12 protein-coding genes and 1 pseudogene are annotated in these 12,843 nt (G+C 65.2%); 9 read left to right on the forward strand and 4 right to left on the reverse strand.

Features of this window, described 5'->3' with window-relative positions:
- Positions 1 to 50 precede the first annotated feature (50 nt).
- Genes alr through ACZ1G0_RS09295 form a run of 4 tightly spaced genes read left to right on the forward strand, consistent with a single transcriptional unit; the run spans position 51 to position 3,056 of the window.
- Positions 51 to 1,100 (forward strand): alanine racemase, encoded by a 1,050-nt coding sequence (alr, locus tag ACZ1G0_RS09280; protein ID WP_472736685.1) that lies wholly within the window; start codon positions 51 to 53, stop codon positions 1,098 to 1,100.
- The gene (locus ACZ1G0_RS09285; RefSeq protein ID WP_472736686.1) at positions 1,097 to 1,873 is read left to right on the forward strand and encodes an MlaE family ABC transporter permease; all 777 of its coding nucleotides are present in this window, start codon (positions 1,097 to 1,099) and stop codon (positions 1,871 to 1,873) included. The genes alr and ACZ1G0_RS09285 overlap by 4 nt, the downstream gene beginning before the upstream one ends.
- Positions 1,870 to 2,616: an ABC transporter ATP-binding protein gene (locus ACZ1G0_RS09290; RefSeq protein WP_472736687.1), complete on the forward strand. Its 747-nt coding sequence runs from the start codon at positions 1,870 to 1,872 to the stop codon at positions 2,614 to 2,616. The genes ACZ1G0_RS09285 and ACZ1G0_RS09290 overlap by 4 nt, the downstream gene beginning before the upstream one ends.
- Positions 2,613 to 3,056 (forward strand): paraquat-inducible protein A, encoded by a 444-nt coding sequence (locus ACZ1G0_RS09295; RefSeq protein ID WP_472736688.1) that lies wholly within the window; start codon positions 2,613 to 2,615, stop codon positions 3,054 to 3,056. Before ACZ1G0_RS09290 ends, ACZ1G0_RS09295 begins: the two co-directional genes overlap by 4 nt.
- On the opposite strand, the gene ACZ1G0_RS09300 is transcribed toward ACZ1G0_RS09295, so the two are convergent.
- Positions 3,053 to 4,483, reverse strand: a complete 1,431-nt coding sequence (locus ACZ1G0_RS09300) for an autotransporter domain-containing protein (RefSeq protein ID WP_472736689.1) — start codon at positions 4,481 to 4,483, stop codon at positions 3,053 to 3,055. The genes ACZ1G0_RS09295 and ACZ1G0_RS09300 overlap by 4 nt on opposite strands.
- A 197-nt stretch (positions 4,484 to 4,680) precedes the next feature.
- Here ACZ1G0_RS09300 and radA point away from each other — a divergent pair, with 197 nt between their 5' ends.
- The 3 genes and pseudogenes from radA to purF all read left to right on the forward strand — a co-directional run bounded on the left by radA (position 4,681) and on the right by purF (position 8,235).
- Complete coding sequence (gene radA, locus ACZ1G0_RS09305) at positions 4,681 to 6,048, forward strand: DNA repair protein RadA (RefSeq protein WP_472736690.1); 1,368 nt, start codon at positions 4,681 to 4,683, stop codon at positions 6,046 to 6,048.
- A 21-nt stretch (positions 6,049 to 6,069) separates the two neighbouring features.
- Positions 6,070 to 6,660 carry a CvpA family protein gene (locus ACZ1G0_RS09310; protein WP_472736691.1) on the forward strand — a complete coding sequence of 197 codons (591 nt, stop codon included), beginning with the start codon at positions 6,070 to 6,072 and terminating at the stop codon, positions 6,658 to 6,660.
- A 94-nt stretch (positions 6,661 to 6,754) separates the two neighbouring features.
- A pseudogene (gene purF, locus ACZ1G0_RS09315) lies at positions 6,755 to 8,235 on the forward strand (amidophosphoribosyltransferase).
- Positions 8,236 to 8,340: 105 nt separating this feature from the next.
- On the opposite strand, the gene ACZ1G0_RS09320 reads toward purF, so the two are convergent.
- On the reverse strand, positions 8,341 to 8,925 hold the full coding sequence (locus tag ACZ1G0_RS09320; protein WP_472736692.1) for a biotin transporter BioY: 585 nt from the start codon (positions 8,923 to 8,925) through the stop codon (positions 8,341 to 8,343).
- A 111-nt stretch (positions 8,926 to 9,036) separates the two neighbouring features.
- Between ACZ1G0_RS09320 and ACZ1G0_RS09325 the strand changes: the two genes are divergently transcribed.
- Entirely contained in the window at positions 9,037 to 9,708 is a 672-nt protein-coding gene (locus ACZ1G0_RS09325) for an SDR family NAD(P)-dependent oxidoreductase (protein ID WP_472736693.1), read from the forward strand.
- Here the strand turns inward: ACZ1G0_RS09325 and ACZ1G0_RS09330 are convergent.
- Complete coding sequence (locus ACZ1G0_RS09330; RefSeq protein WP_472736694.1) at positions 9,705 to 10,076, reverse strand: cell division protein ZapA; 372 nt, start codon at positions 10,074 to 10,076, stop codon at positions 9,705 to 9,707. The genes ACZ1G0_RS09325 and ACZ1G0_RS09330 overlap by 4 nt on opposite strands.
- Positions 10,069 to 10,635 (reverse strand): hypothetical protein, encoded by a 567-nt coding sequence (locus tag ACZ1G0_RS09335; RefSeq protein WP_472736695.1) that lies wholly within the window; start codon positions 10,633 to 10,635, stop codon positions 10,069 to 10,071. The genes ACZ1G0_RS09330 and ACZ1G0_RS09335 overlap by 8 nt, the downstream gene beginning before the upstream one ends.
- Before the next feature lie 162 nt (positions 10,636 to 10,797).
- Between ACZ1G0_RS09335 and tkt the strand changes: the two genes are divergently transcribed.
- A complete protein-coding gene (gene tkt / locus ACZ1G0_RS09340) occupies positions 10,798 to 12,813 on the forward strand; it encodes a transketolase (RefSeq protein WP_472736696.1) in 2,016 nt (671 codons plus the stop codon).
- Positions 12,814 to 12,843: the final 30 nt, after the last annotated feature.

Below are 12,843 nucleotides of genomic sequence, written 5' to 3' on the forward strand. Positions count from 1 at the left end.
CCCCCAGACAACTCTTGACCCTTGGGCGGGAAAAGCCCAAGCCATCCCCCATGGGATGCGGACACTTACATATCGACCTCGAAGCGGTTGCTGCCAACTGGCGCAGCCTTGATGCGAAATCGGCCCAAAGCGTGGAAACCACGGCGGTGGTCAAGGCCAATGGCTATGGTTTGGGGGCCAACAAGGTCGCCCGACGCCTCGCGGCAGAGGGGGCGCGGCACTTCTTTGTCGCCACCACCGAAGAAGGCGCGGCCCTGCGCACCGCCCTTGGCCCCGGCCCGCGCATATCGGTGTTTTCCGGACATATGGCGGGCGACACGCAGGCCATTGAACAGGCGCGCCTGACGCCGATGATCAACTCCATCGACCAGTTGACCCGCCACCTGGAGGCGCTGCCGGGCCGGGCCTTCGGTCTGCAACTGGACACGGGCATGAACCGTCTGGGGCTGGAAATGGACGAATGGGCCGCCGTGGCGGAACTGGCGCTTCAGGCGCGGCCCCTGCTGGTCATGTCCCATCTGGCCTGCGCCGATACGCCCGACCACCCGATGAACGCCCAGCAACTGGCGGCCTTTCACCATATGACCGACGGCATCACCGTGCCGCGCGCGCTGGCGGCCACCGGGGGCATCCTGCTGGGGCCTGAGTATCACTTTGACCTGACGCGCCCCGGCGTGGGCCTGTACGGCGGCTTGCCGTTCGAGGGTGCAGCACCCGCCGTGACCCTGACGGTCCCGGTCATCCAGTGCCGCGACATCGCCGCCGGGGAAACCGTGGGCTACGGCAATGCTTTTGTGGCCAAGGCGCCGACCCGGATCGCGACGATCTCTGCCGGGTATGCGGACGGGTTGCACCGGGCCCTGTCCGGCGGGGCCATGGTCCATGCGGGCCCCGTGGCCTGTACCTTGGCCGGGCGCGTGTCCATGGACCTGATCACCGTGGACATCTCGCACCTTGATGCCGACCCCGAGGCCCTGACGATCATCGGCCCCTACCAAGGGGTGGATGCGCTGGCCGAGGCTGCGGGCACCATCGGCTACGAGATCCTGACCGGCCTTGGCGGGCGCTACGACCGCAGCTACCGCGGAGAGACCTCTTGATCGCGGCACTAGCAGGGTTGGGGCGCGGCACCCTTGGACTGCTGGCGCTGATCGGGCGCATCGCCCTGTTCGCGGGCGCCACGCTGCGGCACATGGTGACACCGCCCTTCTACGTTAAGGAATTCGGCCAAGCCCTTGTCTACATTGGCTTTCTATCCCTGCCCGTGGTGGGACTGACCGCCCTGTTCACCGGCGGCGCGCTGGCCTTGCAGATTTTCGCAGGCGGCAGCCGTTTCAACGCCGAGGCGGTCGTCCCCTCCATCGTGGCCATCGGCATGGTGCGCGAGCTTGGGCCCGTGCTGGGCGGGCTGATGGTGGCGGGGCGGGTTGCGGCTTCGGTCGCGGCCGAAATCGGCACGATGAAAGTCACCGAACAGATCGACGCCCTTGTGACCCTGTCCACCCACCCCATGAAATACCTGACCGCCCCGCGCGTTCTGGCCGCCACCCTGTCCCTGCCGGTTCTGGTGGCCGTGGGGGACATCATTGGGATCATGGGCGGCTATCTGGTGGGCATCACGCGGTTGGACTTCAACGGCACGGTTTACCTGATGAACACCGTGGATTTTCTGGAGGTTTGGGACGTCGCCTCGGGCCTCGTCAAAGGGGCGGTGTTCGGGTTCATCGTGGCGCTGATGGGGTGTTACCACGGGATGAACGCGGGCAAGGGCGCACAGGGCGTGGGCCGGGCGACGACGAACGCCGTGGTCTCGGCTTCGGTGATGATCCTTGCGGCCAACTACCTTCTGACAGAGGCGTTCTTTTCCGCATGATCGAGCTGCACGACGTCCGCAAGTCCTTTGGCGCCAACCATGTGTTGCGCGGCGTGACCCTGTCCGTGCCGCGCGGGCAAAGCATGGTGATCATTGGCGGCTCCGGCACCGGGAAATCCATCACAATCAAGACGATACTGGGCCTTGTTCAACCGGACAGCGGCGTGATCACCGTGGACGGGCAGGACGTGACCACGGGCGACCGGGACGCCTTTCTGGCGCGCTTTGGGATGTTGTTCCAAGGGGGCGCGCTGTTTGATTCCATGCCGATCTGGCAGAACGTGGCCTTTCGCCTGCTGCGCGGGTCCCTCGCCCGCCCCAAGGCCGAGGCCCGCGAGATCGCCATCGAAAAGCTGCGCCGCGTGGGCCTGTCCCCGGATGTGGCGGACCGCTTCCCGGCGGAACTGTCGGGCGGCATGCAAAAACGGGTGGGCCTGGCCCGCGCCATCGCCGCCGACCCCGAAATCATCTTTTTCGACGAACCCACCACCGGGCTGGACCCGATCATGTCCGGCGTGATCAATGACCTGATCCGCGAGATCGTGACCGAGATGGGCGCAACCACCATGACGATCACCCACGACATGACCTCGGTGCGGACCATCGCGGACAGGGTCGCCATGCTGCACGCAGGCGTGATCCAGTGGACCGGCGCCATCGCGGATCTGGACACCGCCGACGACCCCTACCTGCGCCAGTTCATCACCGGCAGCGCCGAGGGGCCGATCGAGACCGTGCGATGATCTGGCTGCGCGCGGCCAATCTGTCCCTGCTGATCCTGTTCCCCATTGCATGGTTCGCGCCCTTGTTGCGGGCGGGCCTGTTGCCCCTGTTCGGTCTGTCTGAAATCAGCGTGATCTCGGGCCTGCAAAGCCTTTGGGGCACGGACCCGGCCTTGGCCCTGCTGGTCACGACCCTCGCCATTTTTGCGCCCTACGCCAAGACCATCGCCTTGGCCCTTGTACATTTCGAACTTTTGGCAGATCGCGCCCTGCCCGCGCTGACATGGCTGGGCAAGCTGGCCATGGCCGATATCTTTCTGATTTCACTGTATATCGTGATCGTGAAAGGCATCGGCGTTGGTCGCGTGGAAACCGCCTGGGGCCTGTGGCTGTTTACCTTTTGCGTCCTGTGCAGCCTTTTGCTGTCGATTGTGACAGCACGGAGCCGCGGGCTGCCCTAAAAGGTCAGTTCCAGCTTGAGGCCACCGCTGGCGGTCTGCATGTCGCCGCTGATCCCGCTGATTTCCAGGGACGAGGAAAAACCAATGCCGTTGCCCAGATCCCCAGAGGCGCCGAATTCCACGCGCCCCGTCACACCGTCTTCGGCCAGAAAGCTGCTGATCAGGGCCGTGTTGTCGAAATCCTGGGCCATGTGGTCCGCGTGCAACCCGGCAAAGTAGGATCCGCCTTCGGTGGTCTTGGTCAACCGCGCCCCAAGGGAGGTCTGGGTGAAATCCATGCTCTCTTGGGTTCCGGCCAAGGTCCCGCCGGTGCCCGTGACCTTTTCACGGCCATGCATCAGACCCACGGTGGGGGCAAGGGTCCAGCCGTTGCCTTGATCCATGGCATAGCTTCCTTCAAAGCTGATCGCCGTCAGGGTCACATCCCCGGTGCCCGTACCACCCGAAGAGGTCTGGGTAAAATCGCCTTTGCCGTACATCAGGCTGGCGTGGCCCTGCCACTGGCCCTTGGTGTAGCTGAGGTAGGGTTGCAGGTAGGCAAAGCTGCCCTCCTGGCTGATGGCTGCGGCGGCATCCACCTCCGAATAGCCGATGGACAGGCCCGCCACCATATTGGCGGCCACCTCGACGTCCGCGCCAACGGCAAAGCCGTAGCCGTCGATGTTCGCCTCCGTGTCGCGGTGCCGGGATGCAAAGGCGGTGACCTCGGCCCATGTATAGACCTTGCCCACCAGACCTTCGGCGTTCTGGGTGGATTGCGTGACGATCATCTCGCCGCCCCCATCGACCCGGTCAAACGACAGGGCCGCGTCCCGGGTGGCAAGGCTGTTGGATCCGCCGCGCGCGGCCGCGTCCATGGCCCCCAGGGCCACGATCCGCACCCCGCGCCCGGCGCCGCCCAACAGGGCAGACACTTCTTCCAGGGTCGAAGGGCCCCAGCCCAGCCGTGCGCCGTTCAACAGAAACTGGACCTGCCATTCGGCCAGAGAGGATGGGTCGGCGAACGCATTGCCCAGCACGATCAACTGGTATTGCCCTGCGGCCAGGCCAAGGTTCTGCAACCCCAGCCCCGTATTGACAGTGGCCCCCGCCGCGCCCTGCGCACCGAATACGAAATCTGAAACATCGAACGGGGTCAGATCCACATTGTCAGGCGTCACAAGGATAAAAATTCCATCACGGAGTGGATCCATAGGCGCGCCAAAAAAACTGGTCGCTTGCGACAACGTGACATCCACGGAAAAATTTGCAAAGTCGTCGATCGTCACGTCAACGCGCTCCACGCCTTGAAAAAGGTTCTGACCCGACCCCAATCGGATCAAATCACTGCTCTGATTATTGCCACTCAGATCAAAGGCGATCCCCTGCCCCATCACCCCGCTGGCAGAGGTGGCAAGAAGAAGGGCGGAAAGGGTCAGGTGTTTCATAATCGGCTCCAGGAAATGCGCTGCGTGCGACTATGGCACAGCGCGCGGGTCCGACAAACTCACGTCACGCGAATTGGCGATCTTTTCAGCCGTTTGCTTCAAACCGTTGCCCTGTGGTCACGTCCATGGGGGGTTGCCGTGTCTTTGTTCAAAAATTGCCACTTTCCCCGGGCGCACCCTTGGACTAAACCGTGAACATGGCAAAATCAGTAACCTCGTTTTCGTGCACCAACTGCGGTGCGATCCACAAGAAATGGTCGGGCAAATGCGACGACTGTGGGGAATGGAATTCCATTCAGGAGGATGTGCCCCTGTCTCAGGGACCGGGCTCCAAATCCTTGGGCGCGGTCAAGGGCAAGCGCATGGCCCTGACCGACCTGTCCACCCAAGAGGAAGCCCCGCCACGGGTGCTGTCCGGCATGGGCGAGCTGGACCGCGTGCTGGGCGGCGGGCTGGTCAATGCCTCGGCCACGCTGGTGGGGGGCGATCCCGGCATCGGCAAATCCACCTTGTTGTTGCAGGCCGCCGCCAGCTTTGCCGCGCGCGGGTTGAACGTGATCTATGTCAGCGGCGAAGAGGCGACAGCGCAGGTCCGCCTGCGCGCCCAGCGTCTGGGCCTGTCCCAAAGCACCGTCAAACTGGCCGCCGAAACCAACCTACGCAACATCCTGACCACGCTGGAGGCGGAGAAGCCGGACCTGTGCATCATCGACTCGATCCAGACCATGTGGGCCGACACCGTGGACAGCGCGCCGGGCTCGGTCAGTCAGGTGCGCGCCTCGGCCCATGAGTTGACCAGTTTCGCCAAACGCTTTGGCACGGCGGTGGTGCTGGTGGGCCATGTGACCAAGGAAGGCCAGATCGCGGGCCCGCGTGTTGTGGAACACATGGTGGACACGGTCCTGTATTTCGAGGGCGAGCGTGGCCACCAGTTCCGCTTGATGCGCGCGGTCAAGAACCGCTTTGGCCCCGCAGACGAGATCGGCGTGTTCGAGATGACCGGCAACGGCCTGCAAGAGGTTACGAACCCCTCGGCCCTGTTTCTGGGCGAACGGGACGCGCCCGCCCCCGGCACCACCGTGTTCGCGGGCATCGAGGGCACCCGCCCGGTGCTGGTCGAGGTGCAGGCCCTTGTCGCCCCCAGCCAACTGTCGCAGCCACGCCGCGCCGTGGTCGGCTGGGACGGGTCGCGCCTGTCGATGATCTTGGCGGTGCTAGAGGCGCGGGCGGGCATCTCCTTCCAAGGGCTGGACGTCTATCTGAACATCGCAGGCGGCATCCGTATCAAGGAACCCGCAGCCGATCTGGCCGTAGCCGCCGCCCTGCTGTCCGCGCGCGAGGATGCCGCCCTGCCCCCCACGACTGTGGTTTTCGGGGAACTATCCCTGTCCGGCGCCCTGCGACCGGTCTCTCAGGCCGAAAATCGGTTGAAAGAGGCCGCAAAACTTGGTTTTACCGGCGCAATCGCACCCGAAGGGTGCAAGCTTGGTGATCCGGTGGGGCTGACAGTGCAGGCCCTGCCCGATCTTGCCACGCTGGTGGGTGACGTGTTCGGCGCAGGCTGACGCGCAGCAAGGAGCGGCCGGATGGAAGGCTTTACAATCGTGGATGCGGTGGTGGCAGGTGTCATCATCATCTCGGCCATTCTGGCATTCTCCCGGGGCTTTGTGCGCGAGGCGATGGCGATTGTCGGCTGGATCGCCGCCGCCGTGCTGGCCTTCACATTCGCAGGCAGCGCCAAACCCCTGATCCAGGAGATCCCTTACGTGGGCGATTTCATTGGCGAAAGCTGCGAATTGGCCGTGATCGTGGCCTTTGCCGCCGTCTTTGCCCTGGCGCTGGTGGTCGTGTCCCTGTTCACGCCCCTGTTTTCCGCCGCCATCCGAAACTCCGCCATCGGGGTGTTGGACCAGGGCTTCGGCTTCATCTTCGGGGTGGCGCGGGGCATGTTGCTGGTGGCCGTGGCTTTTGTGGTCTACGACCGCGTGACCGGCGACACCGGCATTGCCATGGTCGAGGAAAGCCGGTCCTCGGCCATCTTTGCCCGGGCACAGGCCCAGATCGAGGAAAACATCCCCGCCGATGCCCCCGATTGGATCGTCGCCCGCTACGAAACTCTGGTCGCCCATTGCACCGCCCCCGCAGGCGGGGCCACGGATGCAACCTCTGACACGTAACTGCGCCAATACGGCCAATACGGAACACGTGACAAGCGCGGGCGTTGGTCCTAAGAGGGGGCAACCGCTGCCACATCAGGACCAGGAGTTGCCCATGTCCTTCCCCCTTGACGCCACACAGTGGCGCGACGGTCCCTTTGACGACGACAAACTGCGCGAGGAATGTGGGGTCTTTGGCGTGATCGGGGTGCCCGACGCCGCCAACTTCTGCGCCCTGGGCCTGCACGCCCTGCAACACCGCGGGCAAGAGGCGGGCGGCATCGTGGTCCACGACCCGGTGCATGGCTTCAACTCGGCCCGCCGGTTCGGCTACGTGCGCGACAACTTCACCGATCAGGGCACCATGGACACCCTGCCCGGGCCTCTGGCCATCGGCCACGTGCGCTATTCCACCGCCGGGTCCAAGGGGGCCACGGCGATCCGCGACGTACAGCCCTTCTTCGGTGAATTCGCCATGGGGGGCGCTGCCATTGCCCACAACGGCAACATCACCAACGCCGACGAGCTGCGCCGGGAGCTGATCGAACGGGGCAGTATCTTCCAAAGCTCCAGCGACAGTGAATGTATCATCCACCTGATGGCGCGTAGCCTGCAAAAGAACATCCCCGAGCGGATGAAAGACGCCCTGCGCCGGGTCGAGGGCGCGTTCAGCGTCGTCGCCATGACGCGCACCAAACTGATCGGCGTGCGCGACGCCCTTGGGGTGCGCCCGCTGGTGCTGGGCCGGGTGGGCGACGGCTATGCCCTGGCCTCGGAGACCTGCGCACTGGACATCATCGGCGCGGAATTCATCCGCGAGGTGGAGCCGGGCGAAATGGTCGTCATCAACGAGGCGGGCGAGATTGCGACCTACCATCCGTTTGACCGCAAACCGGGCCGCTTTTGCATCTTTGAACACGTCTATTTCAGCCGCCCCGATTCGATCCTGGGGGGCCGGTCGGTCTATTCCAACCGCGAAAACATCGGCCGCGAACTGGCGAAAGAGGCCCCGGTGGACGCGGACCTGGTGTGCCCCGTGCCCGACAGCGGCACGCCGGCGGCGATCGGGTTCTCGCTGGAATCCGGTATCCCTTACGCCATGGGGATCATCCGCAACCAATACATGGGCCGCACCTTCATCGAGCCCACGGAAAGCATCCGTAACATGGGCGTGCGCCTGAAACTGAACGTCAACCGCGCCCTGATCAAGGGCAAGCGGGTGATCTTGGTGGACGACAGCGTGGTGCGCGGCACCACCAGCCGCAAGATCAAGGAAATGATCCTGGATGCAGGGGCCGCCGAGGTGCACTTCCGCATCGCCTCGCCCCCCACGGCGTGGCCGTGTTTTACGGGGTGGACACACCGCAGCGCGAAAAGCTGTTGGCGGCCACCATGTCCGAGGAAGAGATGCGCAGCCATCTGGGCGTGGACAGCCTGAAGTTCATCTCGCTCGATGGTCTCTACCGCGCCGTGGGCGAGGCCGGGGGCCGGGACGCACAGGCCCCACGCTACTGCGACGCCTGCTTCTCGGGGGAATACCCCGTGCGGCCCAGCGACATGATCGAAAAAGGGTTCGAGTTGAAGGCCGCCGAATAGCGCGCCCCAGCCCTGCCCCAGACCCGCCGCACAGCGGGACAGGTCTGACCCAAAGGAAAAGCCGCCCCGAAGGGCGGCTTTATTACTTTTACCGTTTGGCGCGTGTCAGCCGCGTTTGCGTATCAGGCCCCAGCTGCCGCTGACGATCACCGCCGCCAGCACGGCCTTGAGGGCGTCGCCTACCAGGAAGGGGGCCATGTAGTATTGCCAGACCGAGGCAAAGCTGCCCGCGCCCCATTTGGCGGTGTCCAGACCGACCATCTCGGCCCCGACCATCGCCCAGGCCACGCCGGGGATATACAGCAGCGCCGAAAGAACCACGCCCGCGGCGGCCAGGGCAAAGACGTTCTTGATGCCCTTGTCGGACACCAGGCCCGCCAGATAGGCCATGGCCACAAACCCGATCAGAAAGCCTGCGGTGGGACCGGCAAAGGCCGCGCCGTTCATGGCGTTGGAGAACACAGGCAGCCCCATGGCACCCATGCCCAGATAGGTCATCACCGTGGCGGCCCCCATGCGTGCGCCGAAGGCAAAGCCCACGGTCAGGATCGCAAGGGTTTGCAGGGTCATGGCAACGGGCCACCCGATGGAGGCTTGGGCCGCGACCGAGATCAGCGCAGCACCGCCCAGCACGAGGCCGACGTTCTTGAGGGTTGAGGACGGGCCGAAGGCGGCTTGGGTCAGGGTCATGGTGTGTCTTCTCCGTGACAGCAATTGTGTAAACGCTTTGTCCGGCGTCCCGCTGCGCAAGTCAAGCGGCCCTCTTGCGCGCATGGCCGCACCCGTGGCATGGGCAGCCCCATGACACATACACCCGATCTGGCGCTGATCACCGGCGCATCCCGTGGCCTTGGGGCCGGATTTGCCGAGGCGCTGGCCGCCCGCGGCACCCACATTCTGGCCGTGGCCCGCACCACCGGCGCGCTGGAAGAGCTGGACGACCGCATCCAGTCCAAGGGCGGGTCCATGACCATCGCCGCCCTCGACATCACGGACGACGGTGCGATGCAGCACCTGTGCCGGTCGATCTATGACCGCTGGGGCAAGCTGCCCCTGTGGGTGCATACGGCCTTTTTCGCAGCACCCCTGTCCCCGGTGCAGCACATGCCGCAAAAGGACGTGGACAAATCCCTGGCCGTGAACATCAAGGGCCTGTCGCGGCTGATCGGCTATGTGGATCCGCTGCTGCGCGCGGCCAGCCCCCATGCGCAGGCGGTGTTTCTGGATGACAAGGGTCTGGGCCAGTTCCACGCCACCTACACCAGCGCCAAGGCCGCCCAACGGGCCATGGTCCAGTCCTACAAGGCCGAGGCGACGACCCCCAACGCCCCCAAGGTGCACCTGTTGACCCCGCAGCCCTGCGCCACGGCCATCCGGGCGCGGTTCTTTCCGGGTGAGGATCGCAGCACGCTGGCCCACCCGCGCGACGAGGCCGCGCGGCTGCTGGATCAGGTTCTGGGGGCCAAAGCCTAGTCCGACGCCTTGGCGGCCACGGCCTCGGCCCGGTCGGCCAGCGCGCCCAGACGATCCGCCAGCCCCGTGGGCAGTGTGACCACGGGGGCCGGTGCGGGGCGATCCTGCAACTCGTCGATAATGGCGGCTTGGCTGGCCATCTTCTGCTCCATGGCTTTCAGGTCTTCCTCGGCGGACAGGGATTTGTCCGCCAGCATCAGACCCGCCATCAGCAACATGCGTTCTTGGGTCAGGCGTGCGCCTGCGGTCAGCAGGGTCTGCGCCTCGCGGTCCAGCAGGGCGGCGGCGGCGTGCAGATAGGCCTCTTCGCCGTCTTGGCAGGCCACGGCGAACAGACGACCGCCGATATTTACATTCACGTCAGGCATGGGTGCTCTCCTGCAACAGGGGGTCGAGTTCGGCCAGAAGGGTGCGCATTTCGGCCAGGTCCGCCTGGCGGGCGATGCGCAGGGATTCGACCTCGGCCAATAGGGTGCGGTTGATCAGGTCGGCGTCCACCTCGCCGGATTTGGCGGCGCGCAGATCGGCGACGACCTCCAACAGGTCACCCGGGGCCGCTTGGGGGTCAGGGGCCGGTTCGGGCGCCGGTTCGGGCCCCGGCGCTGGCGCGGCCTGCGCCTCGGCCAAGGCCGCCTGCAGGGCCGTAATCTCGGCCTCCTTGGCGGCCAAAGCCTCCGCCAACGCGTCCTTCTCGGCCACAATGGCGGTGACATCCGGGGCGGCCTCGATCTTTTGCTGGGCCTCGGCCAGTTCGATCTTGAGGGCGCGCACCCGTTCGGTCAGCTGGGCGCTGGCCTGACGCTCTTCCTCCAGCGCGGCGCTCATATCTTCGGTTGGCGCGGGCGGTGCATCCAGCGCCCCTTCGATCCGGTCAAGGGCACGGGCCAGACGGGCCTCTAGTTCTGCGATATCGGCATCGACGCTCATGGGGCACCTCATGTTCTTTGGGCCATGAAACCCCCGCGCGCCCCGATTGTCAAAGCGATTACCACCCGGCCGCCCCCACACGCGACACCTTGCAAGGGTTGCAAAGGCACCACAGGGTGGTATCAGGCGCAAAACCGCTGTCCCGCCCTTGAAGGAGCCCCCATGGACCTTGCAGCCCTCCGCGCCGCGCACCCCGCGCATTGGAACAAAGCCGCCTGTATTCGCACCCTGACCCTGGATGCCGTCGCCGCCGCCAACTCGGGCCACTCCGGCATGCCCATGGGCATGGCAGACGTGGCCACGGTGCTGTTTGAAAACCACCTGAAATTCGACGCCTCCCGCCCCGAGTGGACCGACCGGGATCGGTTCGTGCTGTCGGCGGGCCATGGGTCCATGCTGCTGTATTCCCTGCTGTACCTGACGGGTTATCCCGAAATGACGCTGGAGCAGATCAAGAACTTCCGCCAATTGGGCGCGATCACGGCGGGCCACCCGGAATTCGGGCACGCGCCCGGCATCGAAGTGACCACCGGGCCCCTGGGCCAAGGCATCGCCACCTCGGTGGGCATGGCCATCGCCGAGGAAATCGGCCGCGCCCGCTATGGCAAGAAGATCGTGGATCACCACACATGGGTCATCGCAGGCGACGGCTGCCTGATGGAAGGCGTCAGCCAAGAGGCCATCGCCCTGGCCGGCCGCCTGCAACTGTCGAAACTGATCGTGCTGTGGGATGACAACGGCATCACCATCGACGGCAAGGTCAGCCTGTCGGACGTCACCGACCAAAAGGCGCGCTTCAAGGCCAGCGGCTGGAACGTGCTGGAGGTGGACGGCCACGACCCAGAGGCGATCGACGCCGCCCTGACCCAAGCCAAAAAGGGCAACAAGCCCACCATGGTCGCCTGCAAGACCCATATCGCCCTTGGCCACGCGGCGCAGGACACCTCCAAGGGGCACGGCGCGCTGACCGATGCGGACCAGATGGCAGCGGCCAAGGCCGCCTACGGCTGGCCCCACGCGCCCTTCGACATCCCCGCCGACCTGAAGGCAGAGTGGGAGGCCATCGGCGCGCGCGGCTCCAAGGACCGGGCGGAATGGGAAATGCGGTTTGATGGGCTCAGCGCCAGCAAACAGGCTGCCTTCCTGCGCGAACAAAAGGGCGAGGCCCCGAAAAAACTGTCGGCCACGATCAAGGCGTTCAAGCGCCAAACCTCTGAAAATGCGCCGAAACTGGCGACCCGGGCGTCCAGCCAAAAGGTGTTGGAGGTGATCAACCCGATCATGCCCGAAACCATCGGCGGCAGCGCGGATCTGACCGGGTCCAACAACACCCTGACCGGTGACATGGGCGTGTTTGACGAAACCAACCGGGGCGGACGCTACGTCTATTACGGCATCCGCGAACACGGCATGGCGGCGGCCATGAACGGCATGGCGCTGCACGGCGGCGCGCGGGCCTATGGTGGCACCTTCATGTGCTTTACGGACTATGCCCGTCCTTCCATGCGCTTGTCGGCTCTGATGAACGTGCCCGTCACTTACGTGATGACCCACGACAGCATCGGTCTGGGCGAGGATGGCCCGACCCACCAGCCCGTGGAACATCTGGCCATGTTGCGCGCGACCCCCAACATGAACGTCTTCCGCCCCGCCGATACGGTCGAAACCGCCGAGGCGTGGGAATTGGCCCTGACGTCCCAAGGCACCCCGTCCGTTCTGTCCCTGACCCGTCAGGGCGTGCCCACGGTGCGGACGGACCACACCAACAAGAACATGGTCGCCCAAGGGGCCTACACCCTCGCCGAGGCAGAGGGCAAACGCATGGCGATCCTGCTGGCCACCGGGTCCGAGGTCGAGATTGCCATGAAAGCCCGCGACCTGTTGCAGGCCGATGGGATCGGCACCCGCGTCGTCTCCATGCCCTGCTGGGAGCTGTTCGAGGAACAGGACGAAAAGGTGCGCCGCAAGGTTCTGCCCGCCGGTCCCGTCCGCGTCGCGGTCGAGGCGGGCATCCGCTTTGGCTGGGACCGCTGGCTGTTCGGGGAACGTGGCAAGCGCGAGAAGTCGGGATTTGTGGGCATGCAGGGCTTCGGGGCCTCTGCCCCTGCCGATCAGCTGTACGCCCATTTCGGCATCACCGCCGAAGCGGTTGCGCAAAAGGTCAAAGACCTGCTGTGATCGCTTGGGCGGGGCGCGATTTTTCGTACG

This window comes from Thalassobacter sp. HA4-2 (assembly GCF_055693705.1).